General features: G+C 71.9%; 13 protein-coding genes. 6 read left to right on the top strand and 7 right to left on the bottom strand.

Annotated elements, in window-relative coordinates:
• The first annotated feature begins 21 nt into the window (after nucleotides 1–21).
• The 4 genes from BN39_RS17505 to BN39_RS17490 all read left to right on the top strand — a co-directional run bounded on the left by BN39_RS17505 (nucleotide 22) and on the right by BN39_RS17490 (nucleotide 5531).
• The gene (locus BN39_RS17505) at nucleotides 22–1653 is read left to right on the top strand and encodes an ATP-binding protein (RefSeq protein ID WP_019203747.1); all 1632 of its coding nucleotides are present in this window, start codon (nucleotides 22–24) and stop codon (nucleotides 1651–1653) included.
• A complete protein-coding gene (locus BN39_RS17500) occupies nucleotides 1646–2305 on the top strand; it encodes a response regulator (RefSeq protein ID WP_019203746.1) in 660 nt (219 codons plus the stop codon). Before BN39_RS17505 ends, BN39_RS17500 begins: the two co-directional genes overlap by 8 nt.
• Nucleotides 2306–2360: 55 nt before the next feature.
• Nucleotides 2361–3545, top strand: a complete 1185-nt coding sequence (locus BN39_RS17495; RefSeq protein ID WP_019203745.1) for a prolyl oligopeptidase family serine peptidase — start codon at nucleotides 2361–2363, stop codon at nucleotides 3543–3545.
• Between the two features lie 78 nt (nucleotides 3546–3623).
• Complete coding sequence (locus tag BN39_RS17490) at nucleotides 3624–5531, top strand: S9 family peptidase (RefSeq protein WP_019203744.1); 1908 nt, start codon at nucleotides 3624–3626, stop codon at nucleotides 5529–5531.
• 12 nt (nucleotides 5532–5543) lie between these two features.
• Here the strand turns inward: BN39_RS17490 and BN39_RS17485 are convergent, their stop codons facing one another.
• The 3 genes from BN39_RS17485 to BN39_RS17475 are packed head-to-tail and all read right to left on the bottom strand — an operon-like array spanning nucleotide 5544 to nucleotide 9618.
• On the bottom strand, nucleotides 5544–6287 hold the full coding sequence (locus BN39_RS17485; RefSeq protein ID WP_040768185.1) for a MerR family transcriptional regulator: 744 nt from the start codon (nucleotides 6285–6287) through the stop codon (nucleotides 5544–5546).
• Nucleotides 6287–7162, bottom strand: a complete 876-nt coding sequence (locus BN39_RS17480) for an ABC transporter permease (protein ID WP_019203742.1) — start codon at nucleotides 7160–7162, stop codon at nucleotides 6287–6289. The genes BN39_RS17485 and BN39_RS17480 overlap by 1 nt, the downstream gene beginning before the upstream one ends.
• Nucleotides 7159–9618, bottom strand: a complete 2460-nt coding sequence (locus tag BN39_RS17475) for an alpha/beta fold hydrolase (protein ID WP_019203741.1) — start codon at nucleotides 9616–9618, stop codon at nucleotides 7159–7161. Before BN39_RS17475 ends, BN39_RS17480 begins: the two co-directional genes overlap by 4 nt.
• Nucleotides 9619–10012: 394 nt before the next feature.
• Here BN39_RS17475 and BN39_RS17470 point away from each other — a divergent pair, with 394 nt between their 5' ends.
• Nucleotides 10013–10687, top strand: coding sequence for a slipin family protein (locus BN39_RS17470; RefSeq protein WP_019203740.1), 675 nt, complete (start codon nucleotides 10013–10015; stop codon nucleotides 10685–10687).
• Here the strand turns inward: BN39_RS17470 and BN39_RS17465 are convergent.
• Nucleotides 10668–11072, bottom strand: a complete 405-nt coding sequence (locus BN39_RS17465; RefSeq protein ID WP_019203739.1) for a MarR family winged helix-turn-helix transcriptional regulator — start codon at nucleotides 11070–11072, stop codon at nucleotides 10668–10670. The genes BN39_RS17470 and BN39_RS17465 overlap by 20 nt on opposite strands.
• An 87-nt stretch (nucleotides 11073–11159) precedes the next feature.
• Here BN39_RS17465 and BN39_RS17460 point away from each other — a divergent pair, with 87 nt between their 5' ends.
• Entirely contained in the window at nucleotides 11160–11813 is a 654-nt protein-coding gene (locus BN39_RS17460; protein ID WP_040768612.1) for a maleylpyruvate isomerase family mycothiol-dependent enzyme, read from the top strand.
• Here BN39_RS17460 and BN39_RS17455 read toward each other — a convergent pair.
• The 3 genes from BN39_RS17455 to BN39_RS17445 are packed head-to-tail and all read right to left on the bottom strand — an operon-like array spanning nucleotide 11810 to nucleotide 15258.
• The gene (locus BN39_RS17455; RefSeq protein ID WP_019203737.1) at nucleotides 11810–12997 is read right to left on the bottom strand and encodes an SfnB family sulfur acquisition oxidoreductase; all 1188 of its coding nucleotides are present in this window, start codon (nucleotides 12995–12997) and stop codon (nucleotides 11810–11812) included. The two genes, BN39_RS17460 and BN39_RS17455, sit on opposite strands and share 4 nt — an antisense overlap.
• Nucleotides 12994–14103, bottom strand: a complete 1110-nt coding sequence (gene sfnG / locus BN39_RS17450; protein WP_019203736.1) for a dimethylsulfone monooxygenase SfnG — start codon at nucleotides 14101–14103, stop codon at nucleotides 12994–12996. Before sfnG ends, BN39_RS17455 begins: the two co-directional genes overlap by 4 nt.
• Nucleotides 14104–14133: 30 nt before the next feature.
• Nucleotides 14134–15258: an LLM class flavin-dependent oxidoreductase gene (locus BN39_RS17445; protein ID WP_051159076.1), complete on the bottom strand. Its 1125-nt coding sequence runs from the start codon at nucleotides 15256–15258 to the stop codon at nucleotides 14134–14136.
• Nucleotides 15259–15509 lie beyond the last annotated feature (251 nt).

Here is a 15509-nt window from a genome sequence, read left to right as displayed (position 1 = left end):
AGAGGTGACTAGGCTGAGGGAATGCCCAGGCTCAGGCTGCGCACGCAGATCCTCCTGCTCCAGGTGGTGATCATCATCGCGAGCCTGGCAGCCGGTTTCGGCATCGTGCTGCACCGCGTGCAGACGGACACTCGCGGCGAGTACGGCCGCCGCGCCCAGGCCATCGCGGAGACCGTCGCCTCGGACACGGACGTCCGAGCGGCGGTCGCCGCGCAGTCCGCCGCCCGGCGGGATGGCCGCCCCGCCGCACAGCCCGAACTCGCCGCGGCGCCGGTGCAACGGCAGGCCGCGAGCATCACGCAGCGCACCGGCGTCCTCTTCGTCGTGATCGCCGACGACGAGGGCTACCGGATCGCGCACCCCGATCCGTCGCTGCTGGGCGAGAAGCTCAGCACCGACCCGTCGACGGCGTTGTCCGGCGAGGTCCAACTCGTCGAGGAGAGCGGGACCCTGGGGCCGTCCGTCCGCGCCAAGGCCCCGGTGTTCGCCGCGGACGGCACGGTGGTGGGGCTCGTGAGCGTCGGCGTCTCGACGGTCACGGTCGACGAGGCCGCGCGGAAGGCGCTGCTCCTCCTGGTCGGCCTGGCGTCGCTCGCCCTCGTCGTCGGCATCATCGGGTCCGGTCTCCTCGCCCGACGGTGGCGGCGGCTCACCCTGGGGCTCGAACCCGAGGAGATGGCCGAACTGATCCGCGAGCAGGACGCGGTGCTGCACTCGGGTTCTGAGGGGGTCATCGCGTTCGACGCCGACGGGATCGTCACCGTGATCAACGCGCGGGCACGCGAACTACTCGGCGTCACCGCCGATCCGGGGACGCCCCTCGCGGACCTCGGTCTCACGGAACGGGTCTCGGCCGTGGTCGCGACCCCCACCGAGAAACCCGTCGCGGCCGCCGTCAACGAGCGGGTCGTCCTGGTCGCCTCCCGGCGCGTGCTCCGCGCCGGCACCGACCTGGGCACGGTCCTGACGGCCGTGGACCGCACGGACATCGAGTCGCTCACCCGAGAGCTGGACTCGGTGCAGGCCATGAGCTCGGCGCTGCGCGCCCAGCGGCACGAGTCGGCGAACCGTGTGCACGTGGTGGCGGGGCTGCTCCGGGACGGCCGCACCGAGGAGGCAGTCAACTACCTCGACGAGATCGCGGGCCGGGCCGGGATCGCCCCGGTCTCCGGCCTCGACAGGCTCGACGAGCCGCACCTCAAGGCCTTCGTCGCGGCGAAGGCCGCCCGCGCACACGAACGCGGCGTCACCCTGTGCGTCGGGAGCGACACCGCGCTGGTCGGTGTCCTCACCCACCCCGTGGACACCACGACGCTCGTCGGCAACCTCCTCGACAACGCCATCGACGCCGCCGCCGAGGGGCGGGAGCCCCGCGAAGTCGAGCTCGACGTGCTCCGCGACGGCCACGACCTCGCGATCGTCGTGTCCGACACGGGCCCCGGCTTCGTCGTGGACGACCCGTTCGCCGAAGGCGTCAGCACCCGTACCGATCCGACGGTGCCGGGCGGACGCGGCCTGGGGCTCGCGATCGCCCGGCAGGTGGCCCGCGGCCACGGCGGCGACGTCACCGTCGTCTCCCTCGGCGGTCCCGCCTCCGACGAACCCACCGCAGTGATGGCCACCCTCCCCGAAGGAGTACGCGACGATGACTGACGACCTCCGAGTCCTGGTGGTGGACGACGACTTCCGCGTGGCCGCGATGCACGCGAAGATCGTCGACACCATGCCCGGCCTGCAGACCGTCGGCTCCGCCCGCACGGTCTCCGAGGCGCGCGCGATCGCCGCACGGGAGAAGGTGGACCTCGCCCTCGTGGACGTCTACCTCCCCGACGGTTCCGGGATCGACCTGGTCCGCGAGCTCCGCTGCGACTGCTTCATCCTGGGGGCGGCGGACGACGCCGCCAGCGTCCGCGCCGGATTCGCCGCGGGCGCCCTGCAGTACCTGATCAAGCCGTTCCCCGCGACCGAGTTGGCCCGCCGCATCGGCGGATACACGGCGTACCGCCGCATACTCGACGGCTTCGAGGTGACCCAGGACCAGGTCGACGCCGCGGCCTCGGTGCTGCGGTCCGAGCGGCCCGGGGCCAAGCGCGAGGACGGCGGGTCCGTGACCGAGCGCCGGATCGTGGACGCGCTGCGCTCGGCGGACCGGCCACTCCTCGCCGACGAGATCGCCGAACAGGTCGGCGTCTCCCCGGCGACGGCGCGCCGGTACCTCGCCGACCAGGTGCGGGCCGGAACGCTCACGATGGCACTGCAATACGGCTCGACGGGCCGCCCTCGGCAGCGTTACGCCCTGGCCTGAGAGCAGCGAAGCGAACACCGCGCCGGAGGACCTCCGGCTCGATACGATCCTCTCCATGAGGATCAATCGCCTGATCACGTCCGGCCTCGCGGTGCTCGCCGCCACCGCGGTCGTCGCGGCCCCGGCCGTCGCGACTCCTGACCAGTCCGGGCTCGACGCGGCGGACTACGCCGGGCCCGTGCCGTCCCAGGGCGGGAAGCTCATCAGGTCCGTGCCGCTCGCGGCCGGTCTGTCCCTTCCCGGCGCCGCGAGCGCCAAGCGGGTGCTGTACTCCACTACGGACCAGCACGGCCGGCCCGCCACCAGCACCGGCGCGATCTTCACCCCGCAGGGCACCCCGCCCGCCGGTGGCTGGCCCGTGATCGCCTGGGCGCACGGCACCGTCGGGCTCGGCGACGCGTGCGCCCCGTCCGCGAACCCGCGTTCGGCGCGCGACTCCGAGTACCTGGGCCATTGGCTCAAGCAGGGCTACGCGATCGTCGCATCCGATTACGCGGGCCTGGGTACACCCGGCCTGATGAGCTACCTCAACAGCGTGGCCACCGCGCACAGCGTGGTCGACTCCGTGGTCTCCGCGCACGGCGACGCCTCGCTGCGGCTGTCGAAGAAGTGGGCCGTTGTCGGACAGTCCCAGGGCGGGGCGGCCGCGGTGAACAGCGCCCGCTGGGCATCCGAGTTCAGTGCGGGCAGCGGCCTCGACTACCGCGGCGTGGTCGCGACGGGCACCCCGTACAAGATCGAGGAGATCATCAAGAAGGCGGGCCCGAATCTCACTCTTCCGCCGGGCCTCGGCTCCGCGGCCACCGCGTACACCGCGTACATCCTGGCAGGGTTCCGGGAGGCGAACCCCGGCCTGAACATCGATTCCGTGCTCAGCCCGCAGGGCCGCGACGCCGCCGCCAAGGCGGAGGTGCAGTGCTACGCGCAACTCAGCGACTCCCTCTCGGGGGTGCGACCCACCGCCTACTTCACGAAGGACCTCGGCACTCTGCCCGGCGCGGCCGAAGCGGTCGACCGGTACATGGGTACGCCCACGTCGGGCTACGACAGGCCGGTGTTCCTCGGCGTCGGACTCAAGGACCGCGACGTGCCCGTACAGTCCTCGATCGCGTTGGCCGCCGCGCTCCGCAAGAGCGGCACCACGGTGGAACTGCACCAGTACCCGGAGGCGGATCACAGCGGCACCGTCATCGAATCGATGAAGGATTCCACCCCGTTCCTGGCCCGGATCTTGAAGTAGGCGTGCCGCGCGCTTGACCGTGCCGCGACGGCATGGTTTCTGCTGGGTGTCGGCAACCGAGCAGAAGGAGCACACGCCATGCCCGAGAACCCGGCACCCGACAGCCCACCCCGCCTCATCACCGTCGAGGAGTTCTTCGACTCCCCGGTCCGCGCGGGCGCGCAGATCTCGCCCGACGGGACGCGCCTGGCGTTCCTGGCCCCGCGGGACAACCGGCTCAACGTGTGGGTCGAGGACCTGGACGGCGACGAACCGGCCCGGTGCGTCACAGCCGATTCCACGCGCAGCGTGCAGATGTACCACTGGACCGACGACCCGCGCTGGCTGCTGTACCTGCAGGACCGCGGCGGCGACGAGAAGTGGCACCTGCACCGCGTCGACCTCGACGACCCCGACGCGCCGGCGGTGGACCTGACCCCGTTCGACGGGGCCATGGCCCTGCTGATGGACCTGCCGCGGTCGCGGCCGGGCACCGTGGTCGTCGCCCTCAACAACCGCCAGGTGGAGGAGTTCGACGTCCACGAGATCGACATCGCCTCCGGCGAGATGACGTTGCTCGAACGCAATCCCGGGAACGTCGCCGGCTGGATCCCCGGCCCGGGCGGCGAGCTGTACGCGTCGGTGCAGAACGACGACGGTGACATCGAGATCTGCCGTTGGGACTCCGCCGCGCGCGAACTGAACCGGATCGCCCTCTACGACGGGGCCGACTACCCGCTGGGCATGTTCCCGGTGATCGCCACGCCGGACGGTGGCGGCCTCTGGCTCGGCTCCAACCGCGGGTCCGATCGCACCCGGCCCGTGCGCCTGGACGTCGAGACGGGCGAGGAGACCGAGGTCGACTCGCATCCCACTCTCGACCTCGACACCACGGGCCTCGTCTCGCCCGTGCTCCCGTCGCCGCTGATCCTGGACCGGAAGACCGGGGAGCTGCTGGGGGTGCGGTACCTGGGCGAGCGGCAGGACATCCACGCGCTCGACCCGGGCTTCGGCGACGTGCTCGCGGCGCTGCAGGCACTCTCGGACGGGGACGTGGGCGCCCTCTCCTCGGACCGCGAGGGCCGGCGCTGGGTGGTCTCGTTCGTACACGACCGGGACCCGGGCGCCACGTACTTCTACGACCACGCGACGGGGGAGTCGCGGCTGCTGTTCCGCCCGTTCCCGCACCTGGAACCCGAACTGCTGGCGCCGATGTCGCCGGTCACCTTCGCCGCTCGCGACGGGCTGCCGCTGCACGGGTACCTCACGCTGCCCGTCGGGGTGGAACCGGTGGGCCTGCCCCTGGTGCTGCTCGTCCACGGCGGCCCGTGGCACCGCGACAGCTGGGGCTACGACGGGGCCGTGCAGCACCTCGCCAACCGTGGATACGCCGTGCTGCAGGTGAACTTCCGCGGTTCCACCGGCTACGGCAAGGCGTTCACGAAGGCGGCGATCGGGCAGTTCGCCGGCGCGATGCACGACGATCTCATCGACGCCGTCGACTGGGCGGTCGAGCGGGGGTACGCGGACCGCGACCGGGTCGCGATCTTCGGCGGCTCCTACGGCGGGTACGCGGCCCTGGTCGGCGTCTCCTTCACCCCCGATGTGTTCGCGGCCGCTATCGACTACGTGGGCATCTCGAGCCTGCCGAACTTCATGCGCACCCTGCCCGAGATCGCGCGCCCGTTCCTGGCCAACAACTGGTACCTGTACGTGGGCGATCCGGCGGATCCGGCGCAGGAGGCCGACATGCTGGCGCGCTCACCCATCTCCCACGTCGACCGCATCCGCACGCCGCTGTTGGTGGTGCAGGGCGCCAACGATCCCCGCGTGGTGCAGGCGGAGAGCGACAACCTGGTGGAGGCGCTGCGGGCGCGCGGCGGCGATGTGGAGTACATGATCAAGGCCGACGAGGGACACGGGTTCGTCAACCCCGAGAACACCATTGACATGCACCGCGCCGCGGAGCGGTTCCTCGCCGAGCACCTCGGCGGGCGCACGGAGTAGCCTGCGGCGGCCCTACGGCCGGCCGCCGCGCTCGTCGAGGAGGCGACTGAGCCGCACGAGGACGTCCCGCTGCGCGGGGTTGTAGAGATCCCGCATCGCCTCGCCCAGGTTCCGGGTGAAGTACCGTTCACCCCGGGGCGCCTGCTCGGTGGCCCTACGGACGGACTGATTGTTCTGCAACAGAGCGACGGTCGACGGGTACATCCGCTCGGCGAGCTCCTGGCGGGCGTCCTCGTCGGCGTCGGCGGGCAGCGCGTCGAACGCGGGCGCGGGGTCCGTCGCCGGGTCCTGCCGCGCCGCGTAGCGCAGCATCTCCGCGTACGCGTCGACACCGGACGGGCCGAGCAGGCGGGTGGCCACCACCACGAGAGAGCGGTCCGCGTCGGACAGGTCGCCCGCGAGGCCCGCGAGCTCCGGCGGCAGATCGGTGGGCAACGCCTCCTCCTGCAGGGCGGCGAGCTCGTCGCGGATCTGCTGCATCCGGTCGATGGACTCGGCGAGCTCCGCATCGAGCGCCTGCACGGCGTCGGCGGTGAGCGTCTCCAGCTCTCCCATCTCGGCGATCTGCTGGAGCGAGAAGCCCAGCTCGGAGAGGCGCTTGATCCGCACCAGGCGAAGAAGGTGGTCCACGCCGTACTGCTTGTAGCCGTTGCTCTGCCGCACGGGCTCTGCGAGCAGTCCCACGTGGTGATAGTGCCGCACCGCCCGCACGGTGGTTCCCGCGAGATCCGCCAACTGCCGTGTACTCCAGGCCATCAGCTCACGACGTCCTTGGTGCGGAAACCGCGCACGGCGAGTGCGAGGAAGACCACGGCGATGCTCACCGAGAGGGCGATGCCCTGCGCCATCCCGGCCCACTCGATCTGCGGCTGCAGCAGGTCGGTCCACGCGTACTGCCAGTGCGCGGGCAGCACCACCCGAAGGCTCCCGAGCGCGGTCACCTGGTCGAGCACGCTGCCGATCACCGTCAGCCCCACGGCGCCGCCGACCGCCGCGAGCGGCGCGTCGGTGCGGGTCGACAGCCACAGGGCGAGCCCCGCGGTGGCCAGCTCGGACCCCAGGATGAAGGCGGCCGCGAGCAGCAGCCGCCACAGCGCGTCGCCGGGGGCCAGCGGGACGCCGGTCGGTGACTGCATCGGCGCCCACCCGTAGGCGAGAGTGCCGGCCAGGAGCGCCACGGCGGTGAGCAGCGCGATCGATGCGACCGACAGCAGGAGGGCGACGATCGCCTTGGTGAGCAGCAGGCGGGTGCGCGGCACCGGGGCCGCGAGCAGGTACCGCAGCGACGACCAATCGGCCTCGGAGGCCACGGCGTCGCCGAAGAACAGGGCCACCGGGATCACCAGCAGGAAGCCCGTTCCGGCGACCAGCACCGTCGCAGTGAGGTTGAGGCCCGACGCGGTCGCCACGTCGAACAGCGACGGGCGGCCGTTACGGCGCCCGTCGTCGTCGGTTCCGACCGCCAGCGCCACGATGAGCACGATCGGCAGCGCGGCCAGCAGCCCCGCCATGACCAGCGTGCGCCGGCGGCGCAGCTGGCGCGCCAGTTCCACCCGCACCGTGAGGGTGCGGTTCGGTGCGTACCCGGGCGCGGCACCGTCGTGCGCCGTCACCGAATCCCGCGTGGTCATTGGTCACCACCCGTCAACTGGAGGAACGCCTCTTCGAGGCTCTTCGACCCGCCGGACTCTCCGGCCCGGACGATCTCGTCGACGGTGCCCGTGGCGAGCAGCAGCCCGCGCCGCAGTACCACGACGTGCGTGCAGGTCTGCTCGACCTCGGCCAGCAGGTGGCTGGACACGATCACCGTGCGGCCGGTCTCGCCGTAGCGCACGATGGCGTCGCGCATCTGCAGGATCTGCGACGGGTCGAGGCCGTTCGTCGGCTCGTCGAGCACGAGCACGTCGGGGAGTCCGAGCATCGCCTGCGCGATGGCCAGCCGCTGGCGCATGCCCTGCGAGTAGGTGCGCACGGGGCGCTCCAGTGCGGTCCCGAGATCGGCGATCGCGAGCGCCTCGTCCAGGTGCGCGTCCTCGGCGGGCCGTCCGGTTGCGCGCCAGTACAGTTCGAGGTTGGCGCGGCCGGTGAGGTGGGGCAGGAAACCGGCGCCCTCGACGAACGCGCCCACCCGCGACAGGACCGGTGCGCCCGGCCGGATCGTGTGGCCGAACACGCGGATCCCACCCTCGTCGGGCGTGATCAGCCCCATGAGCATGCGTAGCGTGGTCGTCTTCCCCGCGCCGTTCGGTCCGAGCAGGCCGACCACCTGGCCGCGCTCGACGCGGAACGTCACGTCGCGCACGCTGTAACCGTCGCCGCCGGAGTACTTCTTGGACAGGCCCGTGATCTGCAGGGCCACGTCCGCGAGCTCCGGGTCGGCGGGAACGACGGTACGCCGCCCGCCCGTGAGCACCAGCGCCGCGGCGATGGCGAGGGCGGCCGCCGGGAGCGCCCACACCCACGTCGGGAACGGCGCGGGTGCGGTCACGAGCCCCGGCACCTCGGGCACCGTGAGCGGGCCCGTCACCGAGACCGTGTGGGATGCAGGGGCGTTCGGCGTCAGGTACGCGAGATCGGTGGTGGAGAGCGTCACCCGCATGCGGTGGCCGGCGGCGAACTCGTGGTCGATCACGGGGAGCCGCAGGGGGACGGTCGCGCTGCCGCGCTCGATCGGGACGCGGATCGGCGCGGCCAGCTGCTGCGGCAGGCTCTGCCCACCGTCGGGGCCCACGTCGTAGAGCTTCGCGAACAGCACGGCCTCGGGCGCGAACGAGTCGATCCGCACCGTGATCGCCGGGCTCCCGGTGACGGTGACGTTCTGCGTCAGCGGCGCGGAGTCGAACGACGCGGACTGCGCGGGGAGATCCCGCGAGAGGCCCGCAGCGCCCAACAGCGCGCTCGCGGGGCCCGTACCACCCAACCCGGGCACGCTGGAGATCGCGGGGGGCGCGCCGCCCGGCGGGTTCTCGACGGACTGCGGCGTGCCCTCCAGCGCGACGGTGCGCGTGACGCTCCCGTCGATACCCGGGTACTGGTCCGTGCTCGACGAGCGGATGGTGCGCTCGCCCGTCTCCGCGTCGAAGCCGCCCGGACGACTCACCTGGAACGCGGGCAGCGCCGGCGCCCCGTCGTCGCCCTTGAGGTACCGGTCGAACCAGGCCAGTGTCCGCTCGTTCACCCGGGCGTCCTCGCGGTTGCCCCCGTCGTGGCCGCCGGCGATCCAATCCATCGCCACCGGTGCGCCGTTCGCGGCGATCCGCTGGGCGGCGGCATCGGACTGGTCGAGCGGGAACAGCGAATCCAGTTCGCCCTGGGCCAGGTAGGTGGGTACCCGGATGGAGGCGCCGACCGAGGCGGGGCTGCGCGCGGCGAACAGCGCGCGGTCGGCTTCCGTGACCTGTCCGCCCTGTGCGAGGCGCGTGTACATCTCGCAGACGGCCGGTTCGAACTTCGCGCAACCGCCGCCCATGGCGAACAGGATTCCCGCCCACTGCTTCTTGTAGACACCGCCGGGCGAGAGCGCCTTCTCGAGGTCCCAGAAGGTGATCCGCGGGGCGATGGCGTCCACCCTGCGGTCGTGGCCGGCGAGGAGCAGCGCGAGCGCGCCGCCGTAACTGCCGCCCGCGACCCCGACCCGGGGGTCGCTGGGGCCGTCCGTGCGCACGCCGGGCCGGGCGGCCAGCCAGTCCACCAGGCGGCCGGCGTCGGCCACCTCGGCCTCGGGGGAGTCGAGCCCGATCAGCCCGGTCGACTTCCCGAACCCGCGCGCCGTGTAGGTGAGCACCGCGTAGCCGCTGCCGGCCAACTGTTCGGCCTCCGCCCGCACGTCGTCCTTGGAGCCGCCGAAGCCGTGCGCGAGCAGGACCGCAGGGGCGTCGCCGGTCGCGCCCGCCGGCGCGAAGAACGAGGTGTCCAGCCGTACCCCGGCACCGTCGAGCATCTGGTCCGTGCGCTGGACCGACGGTGCGCCGCGCCCCGCCGGTCCGCAGGCCGCGAAGACCCCGAGAAGGAGGGCGACGGCGGCGAGGGCCGCGCCGACCAGGAGGGGGCGCCGAGGGGCGCCGCGCAGGGTGCGGTTCGGTGGCACCCGACCAGGATAGGTGCGCAGGAGGCGTGCTCGCCGTACGCGGATCGCGCAGACGGTGAAAAAGCCGTTGCGCTGGGCCGTCGTCCGCTGCGATCGTGGATCACGGCACCGAGTGGGGGAGCGGCCGGAGCGGTTCTACCGCGACCGGTTCCGCGCGTTCGATCCCGCCGGACCCACCAGTGGCACGGCCCTCCTGGGGCTCAGAGGGTTCGACTCCCTCGTCCGCCGCGCCGCCGGGCGCGCGGGCGGTGACCGGTCCTGCGGTGCCCCGGCCGGGATCCGGGGCACCCCGCCGTCACCGCCCGCCCGGCGGCGCGGTGTCACATGCCAGACTTCCCGCCGGCGACCGCTGGTGGACAGTGCCTTCGGGCCACCACATGAAAGGAGATCCGCCATGTCGGTTTTCAGTGCTGTTCGCGGCCGCCGGATCGTCGTGCCGGTGGGTCGTCAGGGCCTCGAATACCGCGACGGCGTGGTCGCGCGGGTCCTCGGGCCGGGCGCGTACCGCGTGCGCCGGCCCGAGTCTCTGATCCTGGTCACGGTCGCCGAGCGACTACTGGCGATCGCGCCGCAGGAGATCGTGACCGCCGAATCGGTCCCGGTCCGGGCGTCGATGACTCTGCGCATCAAGGTCGTCGATGCTGTCGCCTACACCGAGCGCGCCGCCGATCCGGACGCGGTGGTGTACCTGGCGGCGCAGGTCGCCCTGCGGGAAGCGCTGGGCGGCAGTGCCGTCGAGGATCTGCTGCGCCGGACCGACGCGGTCGACACCGAGGCGATCATCGCCCGCGTGGCGGAGTCCGGACGCGGGGTCGGCGTCGAGGTTCTCGCCGCCGTGGTGAAGGACGTGATCGTGCCCGCGGAGATCCGCGCCGCGTCGATCGGGCTGCTCACCGCGAAGGCGCGCGGTCTCGCGCGGCTCGAGGAGGCCAGGGCCGAGACCGCGTCGCTGCGCGCGCTGGCGAACGCCGGGCGGATGCTCGAGGCGTCGCCCGCGCTCGCTCGCCTGCGCATGATCGAGGCCGCGCCGCCGGGCGCGAAGATCGTGTTCAGCGATACGGATCGGTGATCTCGCGGAGCTTTTCGAGCGCGCGCCGGAGCTCCCGGTAACCGGTGGGGCCGAGGTGGTCCGCCCATTCCTGCTCCATGCGGGCCACCTCGGCGTTGGCGACCTCCGCCACCTCGGTGCCGCGCGGGGCGAGCCGGATCAGGCGTGCCCGCCCGTCGTCGGGGTCCGGAACGCGTTCGACGTAGCCCGCGCTCTCGAGCTGATCCACCAGGAATCCCGCGGTCTGCTTGGTGACCTGTGCCTGTTCGGCCAGCTCGGTGAGGCGCGTGCCCGCCGGTCCGATGCGCTGGCCGATGCGTGCCTGCGCGAGGGTGATGTCGGTGTAGCCGGCGTCCCTCGCCGCCTGCATCGCGCGGTTCTCCATGGCGCGGTACGCGACGAACATGAGGATTCCGGTCCCTGTCTCCACTCTTGCGATGGTACAAGAATCTGACTAAACTGGTCAGAGTGGCTGACTAAGCTGGGGGTGGTCATGGACGAGAACCAGGCGTGGGGCGTGATCGCGGCGCAACGGCTGCGCGTGGCCGACCTCCTCGATTCGCTCACGGCCGAGCAGTGGTCGGCGCCCTCGCTGTGCGCCGGCTGGGCCGTCACCGACGTGGCGGCACACGTCGCCTCGGTGCCGCGACCGATGCCCGCCGGGGCGATGGTGTCGGCGGCGTTCCGTGCGCGCGGGCGCCTGCACGGGATGATCGACCTGCTCACCCGGGAAGCGGGCCGGCGCTACGGCACGGAATCCGCCGCGATGCTTCGTTCCGACGCGGCGTCCACGGCCCTGCCGAAGCTCACGAACTGGCGGAACATCCTGTTCGACACGCAGATCCACGCGCTGGACATCGCCCGCCCGCTGGGGCTGGAGATGGAGGTCGACCGCGCGGCGGCCGCTGTCGGGGCGGACCGCATCTGGAACGTCGGCTTCCTGTTCGGCGCGCGGAAGCGGTACGACGGTCTCTCGTTCCGGGCCACCGACGTCGACTGGTCGGCCGGCCGTGGAGATGAGATCGCGGGCCCGGTCGCCGATCTGCTCCTGGTTCTCAGCGGCCGTCCTGCCGGCCTGGACCGGATGACGGGCGACGGCGTGGAACAGGCCAGGGACCGGCTGGGTGCGAGCGCCGTCGGCGCCTAGAGGACGCCGTGCAGGGGCGGGTCGATCCGCCCGAGCGTGTGACGGCCGAGGTGCCACACCTTGTATCGCACGGGGTCGTGCAGCGTGTGTGTACGGGCATCGCGCCAGAACCGGTCGAGCCCCAGATCGCCTCCCGCGCTGCGAGTGCCGCTCACCTCGAACAACGCGGCGGGCACCTCGGTGGCCGCCCGGTCGGCGAGGGCCTTCGCCGTCGCGACCGCGAGTGAAGCCTCCGCCGCGTGTACGGGGTCGGGCTCGACGAACGCCGAGTCCACCGCCGCCGCGGCCACGGTGAGCGCAGCCTCCGCCGCCCGCACCGTGACGGTGAGCTCGCCGAACCGCTGGATCAGGAGCGGATCGTCCTGCGCCCTGTCGACCCCCGCCTCGAACCAGGGCCGGGACCGGGTGCGCACGAACTCCGCCGCCGCGTCGAGCGCACCGCGGGCGATGCCGGTGTCGATGGCGGCGTGCAACAGCTGCGCGAAGGCGCCGTAGCCGGTCGGCTCGGTCACCGCGGCGGAGCGGGCGATCACCGCATCGCCCGGTACGGCGACATCGTCGAATCGGACCGTGCCGCTACCGGTGGTCCGCTGCCCCAGTCCGTTCCAGTCGTCCACGATGGTGATGCCGGGGGTGTCCGCCGCGACGAACGCGATGAGCTGTTCGTCGGTGTCGGCGTCCCGCGCCAGCACGGCCAGGATGTGCGCGAACGGCGAACCTGTGCAGTAGAACTTCTCGCCCCTCAGCCGCGCACCGTCGGGAGTCCGGGTGAGTGTCGTGGCGATGTCGGCCACCGTTCTCCCGCCCTTCTCGGATTGCGCGTTGGCGATCCGCCCCCCGTCCAGTACCCGTTCGAACACGCTGCGCTGCAGATGTTCCGGCGCGGCCAGGCGCAACGCGGTCAGATAGACGTAGTGGCTGTGCGGGATCTGGGCGAGCGACGAATCGACGGTGGCGAGGATGCGGAAGACCTCGGCGACCGCGGACGGAGGGAGGTCGGGGCCGCCGAACCGCACCGGGACGGTGAGGGCGAACAGGCCCGCGTCCGAGAGGAACTCGACCTCCGCGTGCGGCAGCCGGCGGTCGCGGTCCCGGTCGGCGGCGGAGGCGGCGAAACGCTCCGCGAGGTCCCGCGCCGCCGCGAATGCCGATTCGGCGGTGTCGATTCCGGCGGCCAGGGTCACACCAGTGCCCCCGCCTTCGACGCCTCGATCTCGCGGACCAGCGGCAGCACCTTCTCGCCGAAGTACTCGATCTCCTCCTGGAAGTGCAGGAAGCCGCCGAGGATCAGGTCCACGCCCAGCTGCTTGTAGGCGACGATCCGCTCCGCCACCTGTTCGGGCGTGCCGATCAGCTGGGTGCGGAAGCCGTCGTTGTACTGCACCAGGTCCTCGAAGCCGGAGTCCGCCCACATGCCGCGTCCATCCGAGGTGGACTTGCCGGCCTGCTGCACGGCGTCGCGGAAGCCCTCCACAGCGGGCTTGTTGGCCTTCTCGACGATCTCGCGCAGGGTGTCCTGCGCCTCCTTCTCGGTGTCGCGGGCGATGATGAAGCCGTTGAGCCCGAACTTCACCTCCCGCTGCGCCTCCCTGGCCACGCGGCGCAGATCGTCGAGCTGGTCGGTGACGCCGTCGAAGTCCTTGCCGTTGGAGAAGTACCAGTCGGCGTACTTGCCGCCGTTGATCCGGGCGGCCGACGAGTTGCCGCCCTGGAACAGCTCGGGGTTCGGGCGTTCGGGGGTGTTGAGCGGCTTGGGCTTGAGCGTGAAATCGCGGATGCGGTAGAAGTCGCCGCCGAAGTCCACGTTGTCCTCGGTCCAGATCTTGCGGATCACTTCGAGGAACTCCGCACTGCGGCGGTACCGCTCGTCGTGCTCGAGCCACGGCTCGCCGAGCGCCTTGAACTCGCCGGCGAACCAGCCGGAGACCACGTTGATGGCGAACCGTCCGTTCGAGAGGTGGTCCGCGGTGGCGCCGAACTTGGCCAGCACGGCCGGGTGCCACAGGCCGGGATGGACCGCGGCGATCACCTTGAGCTTCTCCGTGGCGCCGAGCAGCGCGAGGCTGAACGACGTGGACTCGTGCTGGTATTCGGCGCCGTAGCTCGCCATGTACCGCACCTGGGACAGCGCGTACTCGAAGCCCGCGCGCTCGGCGGTCTGCGCCAGCTTCTTGTTGTACTCGAAGTCCCAGCTGGTGCGCTGTTCGATGTCGCTGGTCACCAGGCCACCCGACACGTTGGGCACCCAGTAGGCGAACTTGATCTCGTCGGCGATCTTCTCAGTGGTCATCGCTGTGTCCTTCGGGTCGGAGAACCGGGGCTAGGAGGTGGGGCTGGGGGAGAGGTCGGGCAGGAAGGCGCCGCGGACGGGCTCCGACGGTGCCGCACCGTCGTTCAGCAGGCCGCGGGCGGCGAGGCGGGGCCGGACGCCCTCTCCGAAGTGGTACGCCTCCTCCAGGTGCGGGTACCCGGAGAGGATGAAGTGGTCCAGGCCGAGGTCGGCGTACTCGGCGATGAGGTCCGCCACCTCGTCGTGGGAGCCGACGAGCGCCGTGCCGGCACCGCCGCGGACGAGGCCGACCCCCGTCCACAAGCCGGGGTACACCTGCAGGCTGCGGGCGTCCGCGGCCTCGTCGAACGCCGCGCCGCCGCCGTGCAGGTCGCGCATGAGGCGCTGCCCCTCGGATTCGCTGCGCGCGAGGCTGGCCTGCGCGTTCCGGACGGTCTGCGGGTCCAGGTTGTTCAGGAGGCGGTTCGCCTCGGCCCACGCCTCCTCGGAGGTGTCGCGGGAGATCACGTGCAGCCGGATGCCGTAGCTGAGCTCGCGGCCGCGGTCGGCTGCCAGGCCGCGGATCCAGTCCAGCTTCTTCTTCACCTGCGCGGGCGGTTCGCCCCAGGTGAGGTACGTGTCGGCGTGCGCGGCCGCCACGTCGCCTGCGGCGGGGGAGCTGCCGCCGAAGAAGATCGGCGGCGCCGGATCCGGTCGGCGGGCCAGCACGGCGCCCTCGGCCGTGAGGTGCTTGCCGGCCACCGTGACCGGCTGGTCGGAGGTCCACAGCCGCCGGGTGATGTCGAGGAACTCACCGCAGCGCTCGTACCGCTCCTCCTTGGAGAGGGTGTCGCCGAACGCGCGCTGCTCCGAGGACTCGCCGCCGGTCACCACGTTGAGTAGGACGCGCCCGCCCGACTGCCACTGCAGGGTGCTCGCCATCTGCGCGGACAACAGCGGGCTCACCAGTCCGGGGCGCAGCGCCACCAGGAACTTCAGGGAGTCGGTGGCGTCGGCGAGCAGCGCCGCGGTGAGCCACGCGTCCTCGCACCACAGGCCCGCCGGAATCAGGACCGCTTCGAACCGGTTCGCCTCGGCGGCGAGCGCCAGCTGCTTGAGGTAGTGCAGGCTCGCCGGGCGATCGCCGCTCATGGAGCTTCCGTGGCCGCCCGCCATCAGGTTCCGGGAATCGCCGTACGTGGGCAGGAACCAGTGCAGATGCAGGGGGTTGCGCGAGGTCACGGCAGCCTTTCGGTCGTGTCGACGGGTGACGGGGAGCCAGTCCATCACCGCCGGCCGGGGTGGGAAAGGTTTGCGATCGGTCTGCGCCGAACGTGCGCGGTTACCGATCGGTAGCTACGCTATGCATTATTAGGTTACTTAGAGTCCCGTAGTGAAATGAGGTGTTCAGTTTGTCTATCGAGGCC

This window comes from Tsukamurella sp. 1534 (assembly GCF_000312385.1).
Taxonomy (GTDB): Bacteria; Actinomycetota; Actinomycetes; order Mycobacteriales; family Mycobacteriaceae; genus Tsukamurella.
The sequence above is the reverse complement of the archived record's forward strand: the minus strand, read 5'-3'. Positions and strand labels throughout refer to the sequence as shown.

What these genes read in the sequence shown, in the direction of transcription:
- BN39_RS17505 (WP_019203747.1), top strand. Translation starts at nt 22, where the DNA reads ATGCCCAGGCTCAGGCTGCGCACGCAGATCCTCCTGCTCCAGGTGGTG.
- BN39_RS17465 (WP_019203739.1), bottom strand. Translation starts at nt 11,072, where the DNA reads ATGTTCGTCGCGTACCGCGCCATGGAGAACCGCGCGATGCAGGCGGCG.
- BN39_RS17480 (WP_019203742.1), bottom strand. Translation starts at nt 7,162, where the DNA reads ATGACCACGCGGGATTCGGTGACGGCGCACGACGGTGCCGCGCCCGGG.
- BN39_RS17445 (WP_051159076.1), bottom strand. Translation starts at nt 15,258, where the DNA reads ATGGCGGGCGGCCACGGAAGCTCCATGAGCGGCGATCGCCCGGCGAGC.
- BN39_RS17470 (WP_019203740.1), top strand. Translation starts at nt 10,013, where the DNA reads ATGTCGGTTTTCAGTGCTGTTCGCGGCCGCCGGATCGTCGTGCCGGTG.
- BN39_RS17460 (WP_040768612.1), top strand. Translation starts at nt 11,160, where the DNA reads ATGGACGAGAACCAGGCGTGGGGCGTGATCGCGGCGCAACGGCTGCGC.
- sfnG (WP_019203736.1), bottom strand. Translation starts at nt 14,103, where the DNA reads ATGACCACTGAGAAGATCGCCGACGAGATCAAGTTCGCCTACTGGGTG.
- BN39_RS17490 (WP_019203744.1), top strand. Translation starts at nt 3,624, where the DNA reads ATGCCCGAGAACCCGGCACCCGACAGCCCACCCCGCCTCATCACCGTC.
- BN39_RS17485 (WP_040768185.1), bottom strand. Translation starts at nt 6,287, where the DNA reads ATGGCCTGGAGTACACGGCAGTTGGCGGATCTCGCGGGAACCACCGTG.
- BN39_RS17495 (WP_019203745.1), top strand. Translation starts at nt 2,361, where the DNA reads ATGAGGATCAATCGCCTGATCACGTCCGGCCTCGCGGTGCTCGCCGCC.
- BN39_RS17500 (WP_019203746.1), top strand. Translation starts at nt 1,646, where the DNA reads ATGACTGACGACCTCCGAGTCCTGGTGGTGGACGACGACTTCCGCGTG.